This window comes from Paraburkholderia sp. GW821-FHT02A12, assembly GCF_059422005.1.
In genome coordinates this window covers 3,642,019-3,665,315 of the sequence record NZ_JBWKWA010000001.1, presented here as the reverse complement: position 1 = coordinate 3,665,315, position 23,297 = coordinate 3,642,019, and the positions used below count along the sequence as shown (strand labels likewise).

The 23,297-nt window shown below is 61.1% G+C and carries 21 protein-coding genes and 4 pseudogenes; 12 read left to right on the top strand and 13 right to left on the bottom strand.

Annotated features, from left to right (window positions below; all coding sequences use genetic code 11):
* Positions 1-94 precede the first annotated feature (94 nt).
* Positions 95-1,489, top strand: coding sequence for a tyrosine-type recombinase/integrase (locus AC07WT_RS16730; RefSeq protein WP_494947816.1), 1,395 nt, complete (start codon positions 95-97; stop codon positions 1,487-1,489).
* A 530-nt stretch (positions 1,490-2,019) separates the two neighbouring features.
* Here AC07WT_RS16730 and AC07WT_RS16725 read toward each other — a convergent pair.
* Entirely contained in the window at positions 2,020-2,202 is a 183-nt protein-coding gene (locus AC07WT_RS16725; RefSeq protein ID WP_494947815.1) for a hypothetical protein, read from the bottom strand.
* 150 nt (positions 2,203-2,352) lie between these two features.
* Between AC07WT_RS16725 and AC07WT_RS16720 the strand changes: the two genes are divergently transcribed.
* Together AC07WT_RS16720 and AC07WT_RS16715 are read left to right on the top strand one after the other, a co-directional pair.
* Complete coding sequence (locus tag AC07WT_RS16720; protein ID WP_494947814.1) at positions 2,353-2,937, top strand: hypothetical protein; 585 nt, start codon at positions 2,353-2,355, stop codon at positions 2,935-2,937.
* A gap of 88 nt (positions 2,938-3,025) precedes the next feature.
* Positions 3,026-3,421: a hypothetical protein gene (locus AC07WT_RS16715; protein ID WP_494947813.1), complete on the top strand. Its 396-nt coding sequence runs from the start codon at positions 3,026-3,028 to the stop codon at positions 3,419-3,421.
* A 60-nt stretch (positions 3,422-3,481) separates the two neighbouring features.
* Here AC07WT_RS16715 and AC07WT_RS16710 read toward each other — a convergent pair whose 3' ends face one another.
* Complete coding sequence (locus tag AC07WT_RS16710; protein WP_494947812.1) at positions 3,482-3,841, bottom strand: hypothetical protein; 360 nt, start codon at positions 3,839-3,841, stop codon at positions 3,482-3,484.
* 732 nt (positions 3,842-4,573) lie between these two features.
* Between AC07WT_RS16710 and AC07WT_RS16705 the strand changes: the two are divergent.
* Together AC07WT_RS16705 and AC07WT_RS16700 are read left to right on the top strand one after the other, a co-directional pair.
* Positions 4,574-4,777, top strand: a pseudogene (locus AC07WT_RS16705) (TM2 domain-containing protein); the annotation flags it as partial.
* Positions 4,778-5,152: 375 nt separating this feature from the next.
* Positions 5,153-5,431, top strand: a pseudogene (locus AC07WT_RS16700) (SPOR domain-containing protein); the annotation flags it as partial.
* 876 nt (positions 5,432-6,307) lie between these two features.
* Here AC07WT_RS16700 and AC07WT_RS16695 read toward each other — a convergent pair.
* The 5 genes from AC07WT_RS16695 to AC07WT_RS16675 form a co-directional block, all read right to left on the bottom strand.
* On the bottom strand, positions 6,308-6,658 hold the full coding sequence (locus AC07WT_RS16695) for a hypothetical protein (RefSeq protein WP_494947811.1): 351 nt from the start codon (positions 6,656-6,658) through the stop codon (positions 6,308-6,310).
* 21 nt (positions 6,659-6,679) lie between these two features.
* Positions 6,680-7,087 (bottom strand): single-stranded DNA-binding protein, encoded by a 408-nt coding sequence (locus AC07WT_RS16690; RefSeq protein ID WP_494947810.1) that lies wholly within the window; start codon positions 7,085-7,087, stop codon positions 6,680-6,682.
* Between the two features lie 11 nt (positions 7,088-7,098).
* Positions 7,099-8,484 (bottom strand): replicative DNA helicase, encoded by a 1,386-nt coding sequence (dnaB, locus tag AC07WT_RS16685; RefSeq protein ID WP_494947809.1) that lies wholly within the window; start codon positions 8,482-8,484, stop codon positions 7,099-7,101.
* A complete protein-coding gene (locus AC07WT_RS16680) occupies positions 8,481-9,278 on the bottom strand; it encodes a helix-turn-helix domain-containing protein (protein ID WP_494947808.1) in 798 nt (265 codons plus the stop codon). The genes dnaB and AC07WT_RS16680 overlap by 4 nt, the downstream gene beginning before the upstream one ends.
* A gap of 157 nt (positions 9,279-9,435) precedes the next feature.
* A complete protein-coding gene (locus AC07WT_RS16675) occupies positions 9,436-9,642 on the bottom strand; it encodes a helix-turn-helix domain-containing protein (protein WP_494947807.1) in 207 nt (68 codons plus the stop codon).
* 284 nt (positions 9,643-9,926) lie between these two features.
* Here AC07WT_RS16675 and AC07WT_RS16670 point away from each other — a divergent pair, with 284 nt between their 5' ends.
* A complete protein-coding gene (locus AC07WT_RS16670) occupies positions 9,927-10,580 on the top strand; it encodes a hypothetical protein (protein WP_494947806.1) in 654 nt (217 codons plus the stop codon).
* A gap of 1 nt (position 10,581) precedes the next feature.
* On the opposite strand, the gene AC07WT_RS16665 is transcribed toward AC07WT_RS16670, so the two are convergent.
* Positions 10,582-11,154: a recombinase family protein gene (locus AC07WT_RS16665; protein WP_494947805.1), complete on the bottom strand. Its 573-nt coding sequence runs from the start codon at positions 11,152-11,154 to the stop codon at positions 10,582-10,584.
* A gap of 556 nt (positions 11,155-11,710) precedes the next feature.
* On the opposite strand from AC07WT_RS16665, the gene AC07WT_RS16660 reads away from it, so the two are divergent.
* A complete protein-coding gene (locus AC07WT_RS16660) occupies positions 11,711-11,923 on the top strand; it encodes a hypothetical protein (protein WP_494947804.1) in 213 nt (70 codons plus the stop codon).
* Between the two features lie 18 nt (positions 11,924-11,941).
* Here AC07WT_RS16660 and AC07WT_RS16655 read toward each other — a convergent pair.
* Positions 11,942-12,436: pseudogene (locus AC07WT_RS16655) on the bottom strand (IS3 family transposase); the annotation flags it as partial.
* 235 nt (positions 12,437-12,671) lie between these two features.
* On the opposite strand from AC07WT_RS16655, the gene AC07WT_RS16650 reads away from it, so the two are divergent.
* Positions 12,672-13,109: a hypothetical protein gene (locus tag AC07WT_RS16650; RefSeq protein ID WP_494948468.1), complete on the top strand. Its 438-nt coding sequence runs from the start codon at positions 12,672-12,674 to the stop codon at positions 13,107-13,109.
* On the opposite strand, the pseudogene AC07WT_RS16645 reads toward AC07WT_RS16650, so the two are convergent.
* Positions 13,094-13,404, bottom strand: a pseudogene (locus AC07WT_RS16645) (transposase family protein); the annotation flags it as partial. The gene AC07WT_RS16650 and the pseudogene AC07WT_RS16645 overlap by 16 nt on opposite strands.
* A 300-nt stretch (positions 13,405-13,704) precedes the next feature.
* On the opposite strand from AC07WT_RS16645, the gene AC07WT_RS16640 reads away from it, so the two are divergent.
* Both AC07WT_RS16640 and AC07WT_RS16635 read left to right on the top strand, forming a co-directional pair.
* Positions 13,705-15,354 carry a methyl-accepting chemotaxis protein gene (locus tag AC07WT_RS16640; RefSeq protein WP_494947803.1) on the top strand — a complete coding sequence of 550 codons (1,650 nt, stop codon included), beginning with the start codon at positions 13,705-13,707 and terminating at the stop codon, positions 15,352-15,354.
* A 67-nt stretch (positions 15,355-15,421) separates the two neighbouring features.
* Complete coding sequence (locus AC07WT_RS16635) at positions 15,422-15,757, top strand: lipocalin-like domain-containing protein (RefSeq protein ID WP_494948442.1); 336 nt, start codon at positions 15,422-15,424, stop codon at positions 15,755-15,757.
* Between the two features lie 349 nt (positions 15,758-16,106).
* Here the strand turns inward: AC07WT_RS16635 and AC07WT_RS16630 are convergent, their stop codons facing one another.
* The 3 genes from AC07WT_RS16630 to AC07WT_RS16620 all read right to left on the bottom strand — a co-directional run bounded on the left by AC07WT_RS16630 (position 16,107) and on the right by AC07WT_RS16620 (position 19,264).
* Positions 16,107-17,900, bottom strand: coding sequence for an AfsR/SARP family transcriptional regulator (locus AC07WT_RS16630; protein ID WP_494947802.1), 1,794 nt, complete (start codon positions 17,898-17,900; stop codon positions 16,107-16,109).
* A 43-nt stretch (positions 17,901-17,943) separates the two neighbouring features.
* Positions 17,944-18,219, bottom strand: a complete 276-nt coding sequence (locus tag AC07WT_RS16625) for a DUF4242 domain-containing protein (protein ID WP_494947801.1) — start codon at positions 18,217-18,219, stop codon at positions 17,944-17,946.
* A gap of 412 nt (positions 18,220-18,631) precedes the next feature.
* Positions 18,632-19,264, bottom strand: coding sequence for a class I SAM-dependent methyltransferase (locus AC07WT_RS16620; RefSeq protein ID WP_494947800.1), 633 nt, complete (start codon positions 19,262-19,264; stop codon positions 18,632-18,634).
* Positions 19,265-20,195: 931 nt separating this feature from the next.
* Here AC07WT_RS16620 and AC07WT_RS16615 point away from each other — a divergent pair.
* Both AC07WT_RS16615 and AC07WT_RS16610 read left to right on the top strand, forming a co-directional pair.
* Entirely contained in the window at positions 20,196-21,518 is a 1,323-nt protein-coding gene (locus tag AC07WT_RS16615; RefSeq protein ID WP_494947799.1) for an MFS transporter, read from the top strand.
* Positions 21,515-23,275, top strand: a complete 1,761-nt coding sequence (locus AC07WT_RS16610) for a winged helix-turn-helix domain-containing protein (RefSeq protein WP_494947798.1) — start codon at positions 21,515-21,517, stop codon at positions 23,273-23,275. The genes AC07WT_RS16615 and AC07WT_RS16610 overlap by 4 nt, the downstream gene beginning before the upstream one ends.
* Positions 23,276-23,297 lie beyond the last annotated feature (22 nt).

Below are 23,297 nucleotides of genomic sequence, written 5' to 3'. Positions count from 1 at the left end.
AAAAGATGTTTTGTTTTCGGTGCTTGATTTTGCGTTGACCGGAGTTGATCGGTTACGCTAGGATTTGCCTACACGGTGCCTACACGGGACGGCAATGGAAAAGGCAAATTTCACGGCAGCGCGGGTCGCCTCATTCGCTTGCGAACCCGGCAAGCAGCAATCCATCTTCTGGGACAAAAAAACACCAGGCTTGGGACTGCGCGTTTCTTCGGGCGGCGCTCGAGCGTACGTGTTCGAGAGTCGCCTGCACGGTAAGACCTTACGAGTCACCATAGGCGATCAGAGAGTGTGGGACCTTGGCAAGGCGCAAACCGAGGCCGCGAAGCTCAAGATTCTCGTTGACGGTGGTAAAGACCCGCGCGAGGTCAAAGCCGAGGAACGCGCCGCTCTTGAAGCTCGCCAAGTTGAAGCGCGGCGCAAGACTGCGACCGTGGCCGAAGCGTGGGTCGATTATCTGGAATACCTGCGCACCCGAATTTCGCCGAAAACCAAAAAACCGAGGTCGGAACGATACCTTGCCGACCATGCGGCGCTCGCCGCACCGGGCGGCGAGATGAGGAAGCGAGGTACCAGGAAGACCACGCGTGGACCGCTTGCGCCGTTGATGGCTCTTCGTCTCTCGGATCTGAGCGCGGGCAGGATTGCGGCGTGGCTCGAATCAGAGGCACAAATGAGGCCGACCAATGCCGCGCATGCATTCCGCTTACTGAAGGCGTTCATCCGTTGGTGCGAAAGTCATGACACGTATGGGGGCGTGGTTCCCGCCGATTCTTACAATTCCTCAAAGGTGGCCGGCGTTTTGCCTCGAAGCAATGCGAAGCAAGGCGATGTACTGCAACGCGAACAGTTATCGGCTTGGTTTAATGCCGTCGCCGAAATTCAGAATCCGGTTATCTCTGCATACCTTCAAGCGTTGCTGATTACTGGTGCGCGCCGCGAGGAAATGGCCGGCCTGAAATGGTCCGGTGTGGATTTCCAGTGGCGCAGTATGCACATCAGCGACAAGGTTGAAGACGCGGGTCGCACGATTCCGCTAACGCCCTATCTTGCGTTCCTGCTGCAGAATCTGAAGCGGATTAACGACACGCCGCCCACCATCCGGCAGTTACGTCGCTTGCAGGGACGCGGTGAAGAATGGCAACCGTCGGCTTGGGTGTTCGCCAGCAAGACCGCCGCTGACGGCAAGATTGCCGAGCCGCGATACGCGCACAATCAGGCACTCGCTGCTGCGGGCCTGCCTCATGTGAGCTTGCACGGCCTGCGCCGCTCGTTCGCGACGTTGAGTGAATGGGTGGAATGCCCGGTCGGCGTCGTTGCTCAAATTCAAGGTCACAAGCCGAGCGCGATTGCCGAGAAGCATTACCGCCGCCGCCCGCTTGACCTGCTGCGCATGTGGCACGACAGGATCGAATTCTGGATGCTGGAGCAGGCTGGCGTTGAGTTCAAATCGGAGCAGGCAAAACCGGAGCTGTGGGCCGTCGGCAAATGATCGATAGCCTCTACAGCCATTGTGCTGAGTCTGTCCTCCATTGCGGTGAGGACGTTGCCTGTACAGTTTTTCTGGAGGATGCCTGAAGGGCTTCACCGATATACATCAGATATTTACGCGCACTGCATGCGAATCCAGACTTCACTTCTCTTTCCGCGCGTCGCGACGCTGTCGCTGAAAACCATGTAAGCCGTTTCGCACGTTAGCGGTTGTCACCTCTGAGACAGGACTTGGACTCTCTGAAGTGTGGCGGGCCAGCGCAAATTGGCAACATCCGGACCGCGCCCGGATCACATGGACCTTACATTATTTCCCATAAGTGCGACGTTCGACATTGCTGCGCATTCGTGCGTGCATTGTTACAAATACTCAAAAAAATTACAGACCCTCACAAGTCCTGCGGCTCGCGCAGAAATCCGAAGTTCCTGACTAAATTGCACCGAAAAACCACGCGAAAACCGCGCGCGGACCCTGCTCGGCGGCCTCGTGCCACGGACTAAGATCAAGGGACCAGTCAACGCTTGAGTAATTCAATGGCAACCAATCGACAGCTCCGGCGTGCGGGATTGCCTGTAATCCTCACGACCGCCGAGGCAGCCGAGGTCCTGAATCTCGCTGAACAGACTTTGAGAAAGTGGTCTTGCTGCGGTGGGCCTATTCGCCCAGTTCACATCGGCCGTAATCGGCTCGGTTGGCGCGTCGACGACTTGCAAGCGCTTCTCGACGGCACCGCGCTGAAGTCGCGACCCATGGCCTGATCAACCCTGTAGATGACACGCGCCGCGCGTTGCGGCGTGCCTTTAAGAACGATTAAGAACGATGCAGAGGATAGCGGGGGGATTGCTTCAGGACCAGGAGGTCGTATGGGCGACACGGCACAACAGAAGATGACGTCAAAGGAACGCGACGAGCTGCGCGATCACTTGCGCAAGATCGTGCGCGTCCGCAAGGCAGACGCAGACAAGAGAGCAGCGGCACTGCGCGCTGAAGCCGAACAGGAGCTTTCAACGGTATTCAAGGCTGAGGACGAGCTATGCCGCGATCTGGTGCGCACGGCGGAGGAAGCGGCCGCCGCCGCTGATGCGGAACTCGCGCGCCGTTGCCAGGAACTAGGTATCCGCGAAGAATTCCGCCCAAAAATCTCGAGTTATATGTGTTCTCGCGGCGCGAACGCCTCCGCCTCCCGACGCACCCAACTGCGCACGCTTGCGATCGCCCGCATCGATGCGATGGCGAAGGACGCGAAGTACAGCATCGAAAAATGGCAACTTGAGCGGCAAACCGAACTGCTGATTGGCGTTTTGCAATCCAGCGAAGCGCAAACCTTTTTTGCGAGTCTGCCGAGTGCCGAAACGCTGTTGCCGCCGCTCGCCATGTCGCAACTCGACGCGCTGGCGACGTCACCGAGCCTGAAGCTGGTGCAGGGCGCGACCGGCACTGATTACTAAGCCCGCGCCTGTCTGAATCTTGTATGTGACCGGGGAGTATCTCCGCCGGAATGGATAGTCACGATTACCATAAACTCAAGGAGCTGGTATGGACACTTTGTTAAGGGGCATGTATACCGTGCCGTGCAAAGACGGTAAAGGCGCCTGCGTACAACGGCTGGAGTGGATGACGCAGGAAGACGTCAATTTTCACGTGAGCCAATTGCGTGCGGAGGCCGACCGGTTGCGTGCGAAGGTCCAAGTAGCCGCGCGGCACGCTGATGCCCTCGCAAGCTACGGCCGCGACCTCATCCCGATGGGCGATACCTGTTCCATCCGCAAAGGCGGGATGGTATGGCCTGTGTCCGAGAACGCCTGCGGTTTATCGACAAACCGCGCAGGCTGCTCGCAGGACATCGCAAGAGCGGCGGCGCGATTTTCCTGTGGCCTAACGAAGCCTTGGATATCGCGCCCGGCGTCGTCGAGGGGATCGAGACGAGTTTGACTTTAGCGCGGTATTTCCGTCCCGTCTGGAGCCCGGTCGACGCGGGGAATTCACAGCGCTTCAGTTCACTGGCACTGCCGTTGATGGATCGAAGGGCGGGGGCGGGTCGTAGAGTGTGTGGCACGCGAAAAGAACCACCCGGGCGCCGAGCCCGCTGGCCAGTGCCTTACCTTTATCCAAAAAACACTCGTTGCCTGATGCATATCGGGCAAATGGCCCAGTTCGCCGTTTGACGGGAGCCCGCCAGTCGAACTCTGCATTACAACCAACGACGATCGCGTTCGCTGCGTAGTCGTTCTGGACGTCGGTCATCCTGTCAAGCACGCAGCCGTAGTAGTCGCTTGGCCCGAATAGTCCCGCGTGCGCGGCTGGCGCGAAGAGCGTCATCGCGCACAGTGCGCCGCAAAGTTTGGTCTTCATCGTTATCCCCCGTATGACGAGAATCGTCTTACATAAGCGCGGATGTGGCTATTCTGGCTTTTCAGTAGGTGGATCACCGTCAGCGCGCTGCTCGAGCTGTCGCTTGGCGCGGGGGAGCAGCGCGCGCCGCCTTGGGCGCTCCCCAGCCCGTTTTCCGGGCCGTGGCGGGGCTGGCAGGGTGGCCGGCGACCCATCCCCGACCTACCCGACCCCGCGAGCGGCACACAGACCGTTTCAACCCGTCGGGCATTCCGGCGCGCTGGTGCCAGCCAGCCTCGACCTTGAGGTAGATCGCCGAGGCCTTGTACAGCAAAGGGGATGATCAAAGTGATGCACCCTGCGAGGCCTTGTACGGCACGGGTGATGCAAAGGGGTGTCAGATCGACACCCCCTTACGAAGGGCATCAAGGGGGCGACCATTTCGGTCTACCCTTCGGAAAATCAAATAGGGGGTCTCAAATTGAGCCCCCCCTTTGATAGCCGGGTGCGTGGCCCTACTCAACCCAGGCTGGTGGCCCATCGGGCCTGCTTCGTCCCGCAAGCGGGTACACAGGCCGTCTTAACGCGTCTGGCATTCCGGCGATGGCTGGGCGTCCGGACAACGCACCGGCCCTGTCTTGCACCGAAATTCTCCGGCAGCGCGGGATCAAGCCTGATCTGTGACGTTAACGAACTATATTGGTGTGAGGATAAGCTCGTTTTTGACGGTCCGAGCATATCGCGCCGTCAAAAATGAAAGTGCTGGAAGGAAAAATGAAAGACATGGGCATGCGCGAGTACATGCTGTATGACGCGCAAAAAAAGAGCGGGGCGCTTGCCTTTGTGCTGTGCTTTTTCTTCGGGATGACGGGGGCCCACCGTTTCTATACGGGACGATTCTTAACGGGTGGGCTGCAGCTCCTGCTCTTTCTTGTCGGCATCGCCTCGACATGGCTGCTCGTCGGATACGTCCCGCTCGCGCTGGTAGGGCTATGGGTGATCGTCGATTGTTTCCTGGTACTTGGATGGGTCCGGAAACACAATGTCGCGCTGCTCAACCGGCTGGAGCGTGTGGATCAACCTGCAGACGACGTGGACGCTGTTGGCACGCTGGAGCCTGTCGCTGAATCGCCAGTACCCGGATCCGGGAACCAGTCAGGAAAGCGGCTAGCCGTTGCCACCATTGGCGTTGTTGCGCTGGTCGCTCTCGCCGCGATTGGCGATCACGAATTCCCGCAAATAAGCTTGCCATGGCTTGGCCATCACGTTTCGACAGACCATGGCAGCGTCTCCGTACAGGAGGGGAACATCGTCTACACGGACGCGTCGCGCGCGACGCTGGCCATGACCGAGTCGGGGGATACCGACGTCACTGCGGAGAACAGCCCGGCGAGCGCCCCCGCGGGTAGCCGTTTCGCCGTGCAGCTCGGTACATTTGATGACGATGAGGTCGCGCTGGAATGGGTCTCGAAGCTCAAGGCGGTGGGCGTGCCCGCGTATGTCGAACACAGAAAACAGGACGACGGCTCTGACCAGGTGCTGCTACGTGCCGGCCCGTTCAAGGATCGCGCGAGCGCGGCGAAAGCCATAGCCAAGGTGCACCAGGCAGGTTTCGGGAACCCGGAGCAAGTCTCCGCGACTGGTCACGCCGCGCCAGGCTATTCCATCAATGTCGACCTCAAGGACTCGCCATGCGAAGCGTTGACGGTAGCGCCGACAGAATTCATCGCTTTGCTCCCGCAAATTGCCGCGTCGCACCAGGTGGTGCTTACCGTTTTCACGACACACCATAAGGAGGCCGACGGGACAGTTTACGCAGTCCTTGCTCGGGATAACTCCGGGAATGCGACGCTTTACACCTTGACTGACACGCTCGCCGCATGCGCGAGCGCGCGGCGGACCCTGCGCGCGCAATAGGTCGCGCTTCAGCCCGGTGGCCCGGTCTTGTCGCCGCCACGCAGCCACCCGGGTGCGTGTGGCCGTGCACGCTGGTGCCGAGGTGCCGGCCGCGGGACAAGCACCATCGGGCACCCACTCTGGGGACTTTTCCCCAGAAACGCTTGATAAGCCTGTGTATAACCGGGCACGAAGACCTGCACATCGCTGATTACGCGAGGTTTTGCTGCTCTGCATCTGCGGCACGCAGGCCGTTTTAACGCGTCGGGCATTCCGGCTGGCTGGACGGCCTGTGCGCGGTCGACCGGTGAGGGTGTTCGGGAGCGTCGGCGAGATAACTGTCGTGGTCCTCGACGGTTTTTTCTGCGCAAGCGCGGGCACGGCCAGCTTCGCGAGCGTTGGCGAAAAACCGGTACCGTCGTGGTACCGGTTTTTTTCCGAAAGCACCGCGCTGTGCGTTTCGCTTTTCGGCCTGCCACCTTCAGACATTTCGCCGCCGCGCGTCATGTCTTTCAGCATCTGCCCGATGCGCCGTTCGGCGCGGCAACGGATCTCGATCGCCAGGCGCTCGGGCCTCGGGCACGTTCGCGATCAACGTAGTCCGCGTCGCCGCAGTTCGGCTTTCAGGTCGACCAGCCGGTCGGCGATACGCTGTTGCGCGCGCAGCAGCCGCTCGGCGTCCGTAGCGGACAGCGGAAGCGGCCGCGCGATGATCTCTGCGGCCACGATTTCCGGCGCCCACAGCTCGTTCAACTCGCTCTCCACGAGACCGTCCAGCTGCTCGAACGTGATCGGCGGCGCTCCGGTGTCCTGCAGCGCCGCGAACGCGGTGCGGGTGACATCGGAGAACTTGATGGTCGTATGACCCTGGGCCTTCAAAGTGGCGATCGCGTTGTGGATCGCCGTGCGAATTTCGGCGGAAATTCCGGAGGAAGAGATCATCGGGGTGCTCCTGGGAGAGTGTCAAAAGCCGAGGTCGTCATCGACGCCGGCAAGCGCTTCTAATTGCCTCAAACCAAGGTGTTTGCCGGGGCCAGCCCCACCGCCCTCGCGCTTCATCGCCTGCTTTTTCCGGCCGGCGTGGTAGGCGGTCAACACTTGCTGTGCGACGCAATCGAGGGATGTCTTCGCCTCGCCATGCCTGTCAATCCAGGCCTTGGGCACCAGGCTGCCCGCAATCGATACTGCGTCACCATCGTCCAACGCCATGAGTGCTTCCTTCGCCGAACCGGCAAACGCGATGACGTTCGCGAACACTGATTCGTCGCCGGCTTGCGCACGGACCTTCGCAGTGACATATGTTTTGCCGCTGGCTGCGGTGCGCTCCAACGGCTTGCCGAACAGCTTTCCAGAAATCAGTCCCTCGAGCATGGCCTCTCCACTTATTCGTCGAAGCCTCTCGACTGTTGCGGTTTGCTGCGCGGTGCCGGCACGTAGCCGGGTGCGAGGTCTGCAAACATCGCGTGTGCGCCAATGAACGCAAGGCGCGTCATGCCGGTCTCGCCGTTACGCTGTTTGGCGATGATGATTTCCGCCGTGCCGCGATCGGGCGAATCGGGGTAATACACTTCGTCTCGGTACAACATCAGGATCACGTCGGCGTCCTGCTCGATCTCGCCGGACTCGCGCAGGTCCGCCATGGTCGGGCGCTTGTCCATCCGGTTTTCTACGCCACGGTTCAGTTGCGACAATGCGATGACGGGTACGTCGAGGCGCTTGGCGAGGCCCTTCAGCCCCCGTGAGAACGAGCCGACCTGCTGCGTGCGGTTTTCGCCGTCGCCGCCGGTCATTAAACCGATGTAGTCAACGATGATCAGACTTAGCCCGTGCTGGCGCTTCACGGCGCGGCTGCGGCTTGTAATCTCGGCCACCGAGAGGGCGGCGCTTTCGTCGATCAGCATCGGCAGAGCCGCCAGACCTTCGGTGGCCTTCGCCAGATTTTCAAAGTCCGTCTTCGTCATCAGCGTGCCGTTCTTGATGTGTGGCAAGGGGATGCGACCGTCGCGCGCAAGGCTGCGCTGGGTCAGTTGTCTGCCCGGCATTTCCAGCGAGCACACCAGCACCGGGCCGACCTTGCGCGCCACGTGAGCGCCAATGCCGATGGCGAGCGCGGTCTTGCCCATCGACGGGCGTCCGGCCATGACGATCAGTTCGCCTGCGTTCATGCCGCCGTCGAGCTTCTTGTCCAGATCGCGAAAGCCGGTGGCGATGACGTTCGGCAGCACGCCGTGCGACTGGTCATCGATTTCCTCGACGACCGGCACCAGATACTCGTGGATGAATCTCGGCCCTTCGGAGCGCGATTCGGCAAGCGGCTCAAACTTCGCCTGCGCCTCGCTGATGATTTCCGAAACGTCGCGGCCCCTGGGCGCGAACGCAAGCGCGCGTACTTCGTCAGCCGCAGCAAGCAGGCCGCGCAGCTTCCAGCGGTCAATCACGATCCCGGCATAGCGCGTGACGTTCGCGCTGCCCGGCGTGTTCTGTACCAGTGCATTGAGGTACGGCAGGCCGCCGGTCGACTCGAGCCTTCCGGCAGCACGTAGTTCCTCCATTACGGTCAGCACGTCCGCCGAGCGATTACCGACGATCAATTTCGAGATGGCCTCGAAGATGGTGCGGTGCTCGGCACGATAGAAGTGCCAGGCGCGCAGATCGCCGAGCCGGTCGATCGCGGCGTTATCGAGCAGCAGCCCGCCGATCACCGCCTGCTCCATTTCGATGGAGTGCAGCGCTTCATGCATTCGGTTTTCAAAGGAGTCTGCGTTCATGCTGTCTCCCGGTGGTACTTGTTTTCAAGGCACTTCGCGAAGCCGCTCGGCGACATCAGGAAGTCGATATCGGCAACGAACGGGGGCCGGCCGGGCTGCGGGGTCGCCTGGCCCGTCAGGAATGCGGATCGTGCACAGGTGGTGAAGAACTCGAGCCACTTCGCAAGCCCTTCTGTCTGGGTCGTATAGCCGCCGTCGAACGGCTTGCAGGCGAGCCGTGACGCTTCATGCCAGCGTGCCGTAATGGCCTTTTGGCGCGCAGTGTTCACGACCTTCACGCGCGGGTTGTCCGGCATCGCCTCGTGGTAGGCGTTGACAATCTTCTGGACCGGACAAGGCGGACATGCCGGTGGACGACGCGACGAAGGCGCGTCGTCCCTCTGGTGGTTGCTTCTACTGGTGGTTAATGATGGTTTGGCTTGCATGGGTGCAAGGGGTCCCGCGCATCCATGCAAGGGGTCTTGTGCATCTGTGCAACCCCTCGCATCTGTGCAACCCCTCGCATCGGCGCTAGGGGTTAGCTTGTCGAGTCGAAGCCAGTATTGCGGTGTTTGACCGGGGTTGCCACCGGCCTGATTGGCGAGTACCTCGACCAGGCCGTCGGCAATAAACCGGTGAACAATCCGCCGAGCCTGCGCCTGGGAAAGCCGGCACTTTTTCGCAATAGCCTTCATCGACGGATAGAGGCTTTTGCCTTCGTCGTTGCACCAGTCGGCAAGTGCCAGCAGGACGAGCATTTCGCTGCCGCCGCGCGGGAAATTCTGCCAAACGGCTTGCATGGCATGGACCGACATCACCGATCTCCGGCTTTGCTAATCGCGTACTTCAGTGCGTTGAAGTACGACCGAGCAAGCAACCTTTTCTTGGCAGGATCAACGGTGTGGCCGATCTGGCGTGCAAGACGGTGGGGGCGCTGCCACGGATCTCCGGGCGGCTTCAGATGGTGGCGGCTCATTTCACCTCCCCGGCAAGAAGCGCCTGCAGGTCGGATACGCGCCAGCCCAAACGCCCATTGACGCGAACAGGGGAAATCGGTCCAGTGCGGCGGCAAGCCCATCGCCGGAGGGTGTCCGAGTTACGGTTCAAGATTCGAGCTGCTTCGCTGGTCGGCACAATCAGAGGCAGGCCGAAGTTGTTGTGGCGGATCGGTGTTTCCATGACATCACCGTGTCGGGATGGGGATGTCTGTGGATACTCGCGTCACGACCCGAGGCCGACTAGAGTTCTGGGGCCGGTGTCAACGTTTTTTCAGGTCGGCGACGTGCCGATTTCGTCGCGTTCGTGCTGTGCGTTTTGCGTGTCGCGCAGATTTGGACTAGCCGAACTGACGCCAGACCACGGACAACGGAGCTCGGGCCGTTGCTCAGATTTCCCTTGAAAAAGTGGGCGAAACGGTGCACGTGCCGTTTGTACGTTGGCTAGTGACAACACCGCGGGCAAAAGTGTTCGTGACGATAGACTGGGTTGTCAGTCACTTTCTGCGCGGGGAAAGCATGGGCCGTGTCTCAGTGAGCAGATTGCAGTGGCAAGCCGCCCGAGCGCTTTGGGAGTCGGATCCGACGATTACGTTCACGCAGATCGCCCAGAGCCTCGGCACGACAAGGCAGGCCGTACAGATGGCCGCGTCTCGCAACGGCTGGATCAGGCGCGTTGATTTGCAGACCCTCTCCGACCGGGCGCACGCTGCGGCGGATTCAAAGTTCGAGACGGAGGGCGCCGCCTCGGCCTCAGAGCTGCCTGCTGTTGTCGCTGGGACGCCGGAAAAGCGGCCGAGTCAACTTCCGTCGAGTCCGCACATTCGGGCGGACTCGACGGAAGAGGCCGCGCACAAGCTCGCGCACGATGCCGCGATAGAGCGGCGCGCGGAGGTGTTAAGCACACACCGCAAGGAGTGGCTCGCGGTCCGCACGCTGGCCTACGCGTCGATCAAGAGCAGGGACATGGATGCAGCCAAGCACATGAAGGTCATCGCCGAGTCACTGAAGATCGTTCAGGAAGGCGAACGCAAGGCGTGGGGGCTGGATGCCGACGAGAAGAAGCCGCCTGCGGTGACCGTGACGATCAACCGCCGGGCGGGGGTGACGATTGGTCACTGAGTCATGCGGACTGCTTCACGCGGATGATCGTCGCGCGGCTCGTGTTCATGTCGCGTGCCACCTGCGAAACCGATACGCCTGCACTGAGCCGTCTCAGGGCCGTGGCGCGGTCCTTCGCCGACAGGGCGGGGGGACGTCCAAAGGTCTTTCCCTCGGCCTTGGCGCGCGTGATACCGGCGTGTGTGCGTTCGATCAGCAGGTCACGCTCGAATTCTGCGACCGCCGTGAGCACACCCATCGTCATCTTGCCTGCCGCGCTGGTGAGGTCCGCACCGCCCAACGCCAGGCAATGCACCCGCACACCCATCGCGGCGAGCTTTTCAACCGTCGCACGTACGTCCATCGCGTTGCGCCCGAGCCGGTCCAGCTTCGTGACGATCAGCACGTCGCCATCTTCGAGCCGGTCGAGCAGCTTGGCGAATGCTGGCCGCTCGCTGGCCGCGACCGATCCCGAAATGGTTTCTGCAACGATCCGCTTTTTGTCGACCGTGAAGCCTGCGCCCTGAACCTCTTTGATCTGGTTCTCGGTGGTCTGGTCTGCGGTCGAGACCCGCGCGTAAAGAAAAACTCGCATGGTGATTCCCCGTGTTGTGTGGTGGTGACCGGAAAGGCTGAACGGATTATGCGGGGTGTGCGAAACAAGTCAACGCCTACTTTCGTACAGGCTTACCCGACCCGACCAGAAGCGTTCGATTTCGGACGGGATCCATAGCCGGGTACTTCTGCACGATATTTGGTTGAATCCCGTTCGCAGCTTAAGTGCACTTTTTGTACGATTGCCCGCTGAGGGCCGTGAACAGGCATGCCAGCATGCTCTCACTGACTCAACGAACAGTGACCTGCCATGCGGATCTGTGTGAACAATGCGTTCCTTTCCATCCTCGCCACGCCGGCTGACGCCGCCACCCTGACGGTGCGTGCGCGTCGCAAGGGCGATGTCGAGGCCGTGGCAAGAACGTCGAGGTCGTCGCGCCCGCAAAGCGCTACTACCAGTTCCACGCCGTGCTGCCGCGTGGCGTGGTGTCCGGTACGCTCGCCTCGCACCTGTTCCACATCGACTACGGCAATTTCAAGGACTCCGTAAAGGATGCGGCACGTGATCGACCCGCCGCTCGAATCCGGAGACCCCTGTGAAGCCCCTTGATCCGCCGGACCTGCTGGCCGAAATGCTCGCGTTCGAAGCCGCGATGAAGACTGCGTACGACTACACGCCTCAGCGCAATCCGCGGTGTATCTATGACTGGGAATCGGCATATGCGAACTCGCGGGACGTCGACCGCTTCGCTGGATGGCTGCTGCGTGGCTCGCTCGGCGAGCGGCCCGTTGGCGAGGCGGGGAACTGAACCATTGCCGCGCGAACGCGCGGCCGGCAGGGCGTGGATCGAATTCGTTGTCGCAATGTGTTTGCGCTTGTATCGGGCTCGGACGCCACGTTGCACCATTCGTTTGCGAACTCGCTCCTTGCCGAAGCGCACGCTGCGTGCGAGCAATTCCTCCCGCATGCGCGGGCAGCCGTACTCGCCCTTAACCTGTACATGAATCGGCTTGATGTGTGCCGGCAAAGCATCATTGCTCACGGGGCTTGTCGTGCACATTGCGTTGCTGGCGCTGATGATATCCGCTGGGGCTGAACTCCAGCACTTCGCACAGAACTGAGACCAGCCAGTGATGGCGATTACCCTCGATGAACGCCTGTTTCATGTCGACTCCCTGGCGCGGTACGCGGCCGCCTTTTTTAGGATATCGCGCTCCATCTTCAGGCGAGCCACTTCCGCGCGCAGCCGCGCCAGTTCCATCTGTTCCAGACTCACAGGCTTTGTGTCGACGCTCGCAAGCCAGCCTTCCCGCCCCGCCTTCGCTACGCTTACCGCCGCCGTTCGTGATCGAGGTTCTACCGAATTTCAGCGGGTGCAAGTTGACCATCTTCGAGCCGCTCGACGGTTTTCCAACCGGGAACGACATGACTGATGCGCGCAGCATGAATATGTTTGTCGAGGCGGAGATCCTGAGATTCCCGGCGCAATACTACCGGGCTCCTCTGGCGCATCAAGCACCGCTCGCTTGGGGCGTCTGTGGTGTATTGAGGCTCTTATGGCAAAAGCAGGCTCTGTCTACTCAGCAACCGTCGCGCTCGTCAGCGACACCCGGTGCAATGATGTTCATCGCTATTTCGCGCATCAGGTGTTGCGTCAGCGCGCTGGCATCACTCTGGGCGAGGCGCTGAAGTTCGATCAGGTCTTGTGCGGCGTGGCTCATCTCGTTCCCCCCGTTAACCGGGCGATTCGCTTCCGTGTGATCCATATCGGCGTCAATCACGAAGTCCCCGACGTTCACGAGATCGGTGATGGCGATCTCGAGTCAGTCTGTTTCGGCACAGTGCATGCGAAAACGCGGTGCCGGGCGCCGGTATCGCCCGGCTACCTGTTTAACGGCACGACTGGCGGCACGCTGCATTGGGGTTTTCCACTGCGGGCCGAACCTGAGCGGTACCCAGTGTACTGTCGGCAACATCACTGCCATAGCAGGTAGGGTTCGCCGCGCAGCGTGACGAACATCTCGTCAAGATGCCACGTGCTGCCTGGCTTGCGTCGTGCTGCTTTCACCTGGCGGGCAAAGCCCGCGCCGAATTTATCGCACCAGCACCGGATCGTCTCGTCCCCCGAGGGGACTTTGTTCGGGGCGTACATGACGACCATGCCGCGCTCGAAGTGCAACTCTGCGAAGTCGCGCAAGCTCAACTGGAAGCGGAATACCAGCGCATTGCGCGGCTGATGACGCCAGCTGGAAAACGGTGACCGTGGTAGAACGATTTCGGTTTCTTCATCACCCAATCTTATCCGACCGACCCCGCAATCTGACAGAGCGCTGAAATGCATTTTGAATCGCGCTAGCTCTTGATATTTCCCAAAATTATTGCGGAGGATTTTCGCGATATACGGGTAACTGCTACCTGAATACGGGTTTGGGATTTTATTTAAAAGGGGCAAAATTATTCGGCTAAAGTTCCCCTGCAGAACCGTCGTTATCCTTGGTGAAACGTTTACGAGGCTGATATGTCTGCGGCCCCTGCAACAGTGCCAGGACCGGGGCGCCTAATCGGTCAAACCTACAGAGTGTGGCGATTATGAAAGTCAAAACCCGCTTAAGCCTCGGCTTCGGAGCCGTTCTCGTGCTGCTTTTAATCGTGTTGGGACTCGGCCTGTCCAGCATTAACGCGATCGAATATCGCCTCGATGAGATAGCGCGCGTCAATATAACGGAATTACGCCTCGCCCAGGCAATGCGCGCATCGGTAAGTGCACGCTCGGCCTCCGTGCGCAATCTGGCCTTGCTGACCGACGCGGTGGCTATGCAACCCGATGCAGAACGAATGAAGGCTCAGGAAAAAATTTACGCCGATGCATCCGCGAAGCTGGAGCGCATGTTTTCCGAAGATCCGGGTTTGTCCGATACGGAACGGGCGTTGTCGGCGAGGCTAAAGGAACATGACGCAGGGGCGCGGCCGCTGTATAACAAGGCGGCAGAACTTGGGCTCGCCAATCACACCGCGCAAGCGACCACGGTAATCATTGACGAGCTTCAGCCGAAATCACGCGCCTGGGTGGCGACGCTGGACGAACTTGTCGCGCTTGAAGACCAGCAAAGCAGCGATCTCGCGGCAGCCGCCGCGAAAGACTATGCGCGGGCGACATGGTTGATGATCATTGTCGGTGCCGGGGCGCTCTTCGCCGGTGGCGTCGCTGCGGTGGTGATTTCGCGCAGCATCGTGCGGCAGCTTGGCGGGGAACCTGCACAGGCGATGGAGCTGGCTCGTGAAATTGCCGACGGCAACCTGACCTGCCGCGTACCCTTCACTGCCAGTGACAGAACGACGTTGATGTCGTCGCTGGAACAGATGAGAGTGCAATTGAGCAACATCGTAAAACGCATACAGGAAGGCGGGGCGGTGATTTCCTCCGCCGCCAGCGAGATTGCGCAGGGAACGCTGGATCTGTCCAGCCGCACCGAAGAGCAGGCTGCATCGCTCGAAGAGACGGCTGCCAGCATGGAGGAGATTGCAGCAACGGTGCGCCAGAATTCAGAGAACGTGCAACAAGGCAATGCGCTTGCGGTAAGCGTGGCGGAGGAAGCGCAGAAGGGCGGTGATGTCGTGAGCCGCGTGGTGGACACCATGCGGCAGATTTCCGAGAGTTCGACAAAGATGGTGGACATCATCGCGGTCATCGAGGGCATCGCTTTTCAAACGAACATCCTCGCGCTAAACGCGGCGGTCGAAGCCGCTCGCGCGGGAGAACAGGGCAGGGGATTTGCAGTCGTCGCAAGCGAGGTGCGCTCACTTGCCCAGCGTAGCGCCGTTGCCGCCCGGGAGATAAAAGACCTGATCGGCGGTTCGGTGGAGCGCGTGAACACAGGCTCCCAGCTAGTCGGGCAGGCCGGCGAAGCGATGGCGGGACTGCTTGGCGCCGTGAGACGCGTGACCGGCATCATGGGCGAAATCTCTGCCGCGTCGGTTTCCCAGCAGGAGGGCATTGACCAGGTCAATATCGTCGTATCGCAACTGGACCACGTCACGCAGCAAAATGCTGCCCTGGTCGAGCAGGCGACGGCTGCCGCGCAATCGATGGCTGAACAGGCTGTCGCAATGCAGCGTGATGTGTCGATTTTCCGGATCGAGGGCGGCCTCAAGCAGCATCCCGAAGTGATGACGGTTTCCGGAAAAAGGCATCGGGACATGACGCGTGCAACTGCACACGACTGGACCGTCTGCGCGTGATCCGGCTATAGGCGGCCGCTTTTTGTCGGCCAGAGCGCAGACTGCGAAATGATTTGATTTGGTCTCGATGCTAAGGAGCGGGAGACTGCGGCCTGCCTCAAACCCTCCCAATAACGAAGAAAAGATTGTGCTCTTCGATTCGATGTTTGCCTACGTCGGAACGTATGTAGTTGAATCCGATCGCGTTATCCACACCCTCGACGGTAGTTGGAACGAGCTTTGCACCAGCACGCGACAGGTGCGCTTCCTGGCATTTCGAGGGGACCGACTCGTCTATACCACGCCAGAGACCGTCGCGCCCATGGACGGCAAGCTCTGCACATACGAGGTCACGTTCTCTCGGGGCCAAGCGAAACTACCACGAACCATGAAGCGGATATTTGCTACGCGAGCGATGGGCTAGATCGCGAGCGTCCGCGAAGGCCGGGCTTCAGCCGTGCGCCGGGATCTCGCAACCGTCTCTTGATGGCCAGTCACTGCCCGCCGGCAAAGGACGGCAGGCGACCCCAAGCAGCCGGTCAGGCTTTCGGATGATGTCCGGCCGCTTGCAAAGTGGGAGCAGACGGTCGTGTAAGACACGCCGGGGGCAGCCCCTTGGCCTTTCCACGCAGTCGCGGATCGCTGACAAAGGCTGGCCAACGGCGCAAAGCGAATGTCCGAGAACGCTAAGGGATCACCCCGGACTCGAACCAGCCGGTCGCGCGGTTTCGCGTCGTGTCAGCAATGCGGCGCCGAATCTTCGTTATCGCGTTTCAAAGCTCGATGACGGCGCGCAGTGCAGGATTGTCGATTTCGTAGGCGAGCAGCCGTGCCGCGGCAGCACTCGCTCTGTCGCCGAGCGCTGCACGGTGAAGATGCGAACGCACGGTGAGTTCGCGCATGCCGCTGCGCGCGGCGAGGCTCTGCATCTCGTCGATCCAGGCCGACGCCTGAGGCATGGCGTGCGCGACCGCCAGACCGCACAGCACGTCGAGCGCATAGCCCTTGCCCCAGAGGTAGGCATCGGGCAGGCGAACGCTACGTGCAATGGCATCAACAAGAATCTCGACGGCGCGTTGAGATTCACCCCGCGCGATGGCGATGCGTCCGAGGCCGCGGCCGGCGATGCCTTCCCAACAGGGGTCGCCGAGCTGACATCCGAGTGCGAAAGCATGCTCGAACCGCTCCGCAGCGGCGCCCACATCGCCGCGCATCAGATCGACTTCGGCGCGCAGCGATTGGGGCCAAGGCGCAAATGCAGTCCAGACCTGTTGTGCCAGCGTGACTGATCGATCGAGCGCGGCGGTTGCTGCTTGGAGGTCACCGTGCAGCAGCAACGCGCGCCCCAACATCGACAGCGCGTACGTGACCAGCTTGAGGTCGCCAACGCTGTCGGCGAGCGCCTCGGCGTCTCGCAGCATCGCAATCGCTGCAGCATAGTGCGCGGTGTCGCTTAGCACCGATCCATGCACGATTGCGATGCGTGCCTGCTCTGCGCGGTCGTCGCCGGCCAGCGGCGCCGCGCGCCGCAGCCACACCAGCGCTCGCTCGTAGCGGCCGCGCAGAAACTCGACGTAACCAAGTTCGCGGCAAGCCGCCGCTGCGTGCGGCGGCGAGGCATCTTGGCCGATCGCGAGTGCCTCGTGCAGCGCCATGGCGCCCTCCTCATCGCGGCCGCGTGCGGCATGCACGAGCGCACCGCCTAGAGCAACGCGCGCACGCGTACGCAATGCCGTGTCACCGGTGGCGTCGGCTTCGACAATCGCACGCCGCAGGCATTGCAGCCCGGCATCCAGCGCGCCGCCGCCGATCGCAGCCTCTCCAGCCTCGATCTGCGCGACGGCCGCAGCGCGACCGATGGCGGGCGGCGTGGTCGGCGTCGCGGTGACCGTGCGTATTGCGGCTTCGAGCGTCGCACCTGGCTGCACGCCAAGCTCGCGTTTGAACAGCTCGCGGCACGCAGCGGCTTGGCGCGCCGCACCGACGCCGTCGCCCGCAGCGGCGAGGCTGCGCACGAGCAGCGCCTGGAAGTTCTCGTCCAAGGGGTTCTGGCGCACGAGCCGACCGGCCAGATCGGCCGCTTCGGTAAAGGCACGGGCGGCCAAACGGGCCAACGCGGCCTCGCGCAGGACCGCCTCAGCGGTCGCGTGAAGGTGTCGGCGTTCACAAGCGAGCCAAACGTCGAATGACGGACTGCCCGAAAAGCTCATGCCTTCGAGCAATTCGCGGTCTAGGCCAGGCACGCACAACGCCTCTGCCCATGTTCCTCGGGCCACAACCTCGACATCGACGTACGCCGTTGGCTCCAGGGAAAGCTCCGGCATGTCGCCACGCAAGCCCGCGGTGCCAAGCAGGCGTCGGAGTTCGCTTAGGTTCCACCGCAACGCTGCCAGTGGATCATCGGCGTCTTCGAACAGCAGCTCCGCTAGGTGCTTTCGGTTCGCGCAGACATCGCTCCGGATCAGGTACGCCAGTATGCCCCACACCTTGTGGCCGCGCGGCGCCGGCGATACGTGGCCGTCCCGCTCTACTCGCGGCGCGCCGAGAAGGTGGATCGCAAGGCCCATGAGTCGATCGTCTCTCAGGGCCTGCGGACGTGCAAGTCTGGCATCAGGCTTCGGCAGTCGTCGGATCAATGATCGTCGCGACCCGTGCGACGCTGGTCACCGGAAAACCTCCTCGTCGCGCGTGTTCCCTGACGAGTTCCTCGCTCGCCGCGTTGTAGACACAATAGATCTTGTCACTCGTCACATAACTGTGCACCCACTGGACGTCCGGGCTGAGCTCCTGCAGGATGCTGCACGACTTCTGAGCGATGGCCTGCAGCTCGGCTGCCTTGGAGGCCCCGATTCCGGGAATGGCACGTTCGATCACAAATTTTGGCATGACGGTCTCCGTTGAGGTGAAGGGGAGCCCCTAAGGTATGCAATGTGCGTGTGAGCAAGCGTGTGAGGACGACAATTACCGCAAACTGGGATCGATTCCGGACCATCACCCGAAATGGGCACAAAGTCCGAGCAAACGACAGCGAGAATCCTTCTACGTCCGCTATGCCACACTGACCGGACGCTCAACGGTGAAGTTTTCCATTCCCGCAATGACTCTTCCTGGCCGCACTCTGCCTGTCGCGGCCGACGACAGGCGTCCCGCTTCTGCCGATTGTGCGAGATCCACGACTGGCCGTTTCTCTGCGCGATGGACAGTGCTGAAAATCGACTGCTTTGCGCTGCATCAAAGCGGTTTGAACGCAAGCATCTGCCAAGCCCAACGCGGGCATACGGTGACAGCCCCTAGCGTTTCAGGCAACCGGCTTGCGCCACACGCTGGCTAGCCACGGCTGCCGCTCACGCGGCAAGCCGGCGGGCCGGTAATAGTGCTCAATTTCGACGAATCCCGCGCCCGCCATATATCGGCGCCATGCTTCGAGATCATGGAAGACGCCGTAGCGGCCGTGGCTCCAGCCTTCCTGATTCGTGCCGCGCGGGTTGGAGCTGAACAGCACGCCGCCGAGCTTCAGTGTCGCGTGCAATTGCCGCAACACGCGCGGCAACGCCTGACTCGGGACATGGAACAGCGCGGCGTTGGCGAAAATGCCGTCAAAGTGCGCGGCCGGCAAATCGAGATGCAGGAAATCCTGCTGCCAGACGTCGCAGCCAGTCGCGTTACGCGCCATTGCAACGAAGCGCTCGGCGCCATCGAGGCCGACCGCGCAATGGCCGAGTGTAGTGAAGGCCTTGAGATCTCGCCCCGGCCCGCAGCCGAAATCCAGGATCGTAAGAGGGGGCTCGACTTCGATATGGTGCAGCAGCGCCGCGATGTTCTGCGTGACGTCGTGGTCGTACGTGCCGTCGCGGAAATCTTCCGCGTGCGCGTCGTAGTGCTGCAACGTGACGGCACTGATTTTATCGAGGTCGCGGGGGTCGAGTTCCATGCAGGAAGTATATCTCGGGGCATTTCCCGCACGACTACGTCGTACCTCCGGGGTCATCGGTCGTAGTCGGTTGCGTGCCGAACAGGATGAACAACGCGATTCCGTGTGCGCACCTGATTCCTCTTGGGTTTCCGAGGAACGCGCACGGTATCAGGCGAACGGCTGGAGATGGGCCATACCTTGCCCATCGTCGTGCGATCGACCAGTGCGTGCCACGAGCGGCAGCACGCGACCCTCAACCGCCGTTGGAGCCGGCACCACGTCAACGGCCGCTTCCGAGGTCCAACGGCCATCCGTGAGTCCGCGACGGCCAGCACGTTCTCGGCCACTACTGTCATTCGCAACATACCGTGACAAACCCTTTGCGAATGACCGCTTTAGCACGGACCTAACTCCGGAGGCGATGCACGGATGTACGGATGCACGCCAGCGCGAAGCATAGTGGTCGTTGAACTGGCGTAATGGATTGAGTTAGATCTGGGCTCTGCATCTCCTTGTTCATGGCCTTGCTGGAGAATGCCCGTCTATTGACCGAGGTGGACGGCAGGCGATGCCAGCGACATGCCAGAACGCCGAAGCTATGCCGACCGCTTATTCGGCAGCACTTGGCCATAAGGGCGGCCAGTCGCGGATCGTGGCCAACGGTCGTCGACGTTGCGTCATATCGAACTGACGAGCCTGCCAATCAGACTGAAATCTCAGCAGCAATAAACTTCGCGTAACGATGAAGTAGCCAGCGTATCCATCGATCAAGGATCACAAGACGAAACTAAAGACCTTTCGTGTCAGTGGATTGTCGTCCATCATATTTGAGCCAGAACGATCATGCGCCATCTTGGAAGCCAGATTGACATGGCGGTGGCTGAACACGTCTCTCCGGCGCGACGTCCGCCTAAAGTGGTCGTTGTGCCTTGCGATATCAGGGATTTCCATGCTCGACGATTCGCTCCCAATCCGAAAGGAGTCCATGACAGCGCGCCAACGCTGGACCATTCTGGTCGCCAGTACCGGGGGAGCGCTCGAGGTATTCGATTTCGTCATCTTCGGATTTTTCGCACGAACCATCGGCAGTGAGTTCTTTCCACCACGAACTGGCATGTCGGCGGAGACCTTGTCGTTTACGGTGCTGGCCATTGGCTACCTTTCCAGGCCGGTGGGAGGCATCTTCCTTGGCCGGTTAGGCGACAGGCATGGCCGGCGCTTAGTCTTCGTGTCGTCCGCGATGATCGCCTCCGTTTCGACAATCCTCATTGGAATACTTCCTTCATACGCTATATGGGGCGCGTCTGCCCCGGCGCTTCTTCTCGTGCTGCGGCTCATCCAGGGTCTCTGTCTGGGCGGTGAGCTGCCAGGAGCAGTCGTCTACGCAGTTGAAACCGTGCGTGGAAGGCCTGGTGTTCTGTGCGGCATCGTGTTCGTCGCGGTCAACCTTGCGTTGCTTCTGGCGACGAGCATTAATCTTGCAGTGCAATGGGCGTTCACAGCAGAGCAAGTCAACGCGTTCGGATGGCGGATTGGCTTCCTGCTTGGTGGGATGGTCGGGCTGTTGAGCTTTGCCCTGCGCCGGACCCTTGCTGAGACTGACGAATACGCGCGGGCCATTGGCACCCGGCATCGCGAGCCTCTTGCCGTCCTGTTTCGCAACCATTTCGCTCCCTTGACGACAGGCGCTGCCGCGTGTCTGCTAGTGGGTGCGTCGGGTGGCATCTTTATCGGATTCACGCCAAGTTATCTGCAAGGGCTTCAATACGACGCGCAGCAGATCGCGAGTGCCCAGACACGGTACCTGATCGTCGTGGCAGCCTGCATTCTCGTGACGTCGTACGTTGGCGACCTGTTGCCGCGCCGTTATGTTTTCAGGTCGGGAGCCGTCTTGTCCGCGGTGTTCACACCCTTCTTCTTCATTGCGGCCGCCCGTCACTACGCCAGCCTGTCTGTGCTGTTCCTGATGGCCGGCGTCGTCGCCTCGCTCGCCAATGGAACCTTCGCGTGCGCGATTGCCGAAATTTTTCCAGTCGACGTCCGATTCAGCGGCGTTGCCACGGCCATGAATCTCGGTCTGGCCACGTCGCTGGGACTGACGCCGCTCGCGGCGAATATCCTCGTTTCCGGTCTGCACTGGACGCCCGCGCCCGCTCTCGTCATTGTGTTGTGCTCGGCGCTTGCATTCGCGGCTTCATTCGGGATGAAGCGCGAGCGACGGCGCGCTGAAGTCGATGCGAACAGGAACTCGCGATGGCAGGAGCGCAGATGAACACGCCAGAATCCGTCAGGATTGCGGATGTCGAACTCAACATTCAGCGCTACGAATTGCGCCGTGCAGGCGAGAAGATCAGGCTTGAGCGTTTGCCGATGGAGTTGCTGATCCTGATGGCATCCCGTAACGGGCAACTCGTCACGCGTGTGGATATTGTGAGAGCGCTGTGGGGCGCAAATGCGTATCGGGAAACGGACAACAGCATCAATACGGCGATCCGGAAAATTCGCGTCGCGCTTCATGATGATCCAGTCAACCCGCAGCACGTCATCACGGTGAAGGGCAAAGGCTATCGCCTGAATAACGTGCGGCCCGTGTCGGAGGAATCGGTACCCGCCCCGCAGGAAGCCGTGCGGATACTGGTCCTGCCGTTCGAAAACCAGACCGGCGATTCCGGCCAGGACAGTTTCTGCGACGCGCTGGCCGACGAAACCTCCGCCAATATAGGCATGCTCGATCCGGAGCGCATCCTTGTCATTTCGAGGACGACTGCCGCCCGCTACCGACGGGGCAGCAAGAGTATCGCGGAGATCGCGCGCGAGCTGTCGATCGACTACGTGTTGGAAGGTTCGCTCAAGCGGGAGGGCGTGAGGATTCGCATTTTGGCGCAACTGATTCGTTGCTTCGACCAGGTGCAGATCTGGAGTCGCGCGCATGAGCCGATGGCGAGCGGAGCGCTGGAAATCCAGAAAGAGGTTGGAACGGCGCTCGCCCAAGAGGTATCGCCAGCGCTCGCGGAACAGCAACGGCACACGCTGGCGAGACGTTTACCGGTAGATCCGGCGGCGCACGATGCCTACCTGCGCGGCCGTTACTACTGGACCCGCCGCGTGCACTTCGATGCAGGGTTTGCCGCGCATCACGCGCTGAGCGACGAGGACTTCGTTCGCGCGCGCGGCTACTTCGAGCGCGCGCTCGAACGGGACCCAACCTACGCGCTGGGGTATGTGGGGATGTCAAACGTCTTCGGCGCTACGGCGACACACGGGGTCTGTGCACCGTCGGAGGGCCACCCGAGAGCGCGGGTGGCGGCGCTGCGAGCACTGGAGCTAGACGCAGATCTTCCCGAGGCTCACCAAGCGCTAGCCGGCGTGCACTACTTCTATGACTGGGACTGGCACCGGGCAGAGGAGGAGTTCCTCAAGGCGTTACGGCTCAACCCAAGCCACGCTGAAACGAGCCGACTGTATGCAAGACTCCTGCTGGTGCTTGGGCGAGAAGCGGAAGGCAGAGCCCAGTTCGAGCGTGCCGAAAAGGTCGACCCGCTCGGGTTCGAAGGGTCACGCGTATTTGGGCTCGTACAGGCGGGCAAATACGACGAAGTGATTCGGGAGTGCCTGAACACTGGGCATGGCGACCGCTCCCCGCTTGTCTATCAGCTACTGGCAACCGCATATGAAGAGCAGGGTCAATACCAGGAGGCTGTCGAAGCGACCATCGATGCGCTAACGCGGTGCAACGAATTCGCCCGCGCAGAGACTATTCGCACGATCTGGGACTCCGGGGGCTATAAAAAGGTCCTGCAATGGTATTTGCAGGACTTGATGGCGAGGCATCAAAGGCGCTATACGTCGCCGTTTCTGTTTGCGGAAATTTACGCGAGGCTCGACCAGCCGGACGAGATGTTTCATTGGCTCAACGCTGCGCTTGCCGAACATTCGCCGCGCCTGTGTGAACTTCGTACCAACGCATGGTTCCATCGCTATCGGTCGATGGGGCGGTTCCGGAACGTCGAAAAGCGTATTGGCTACTGAGCTTCTGAGCAAAGCCCCATCA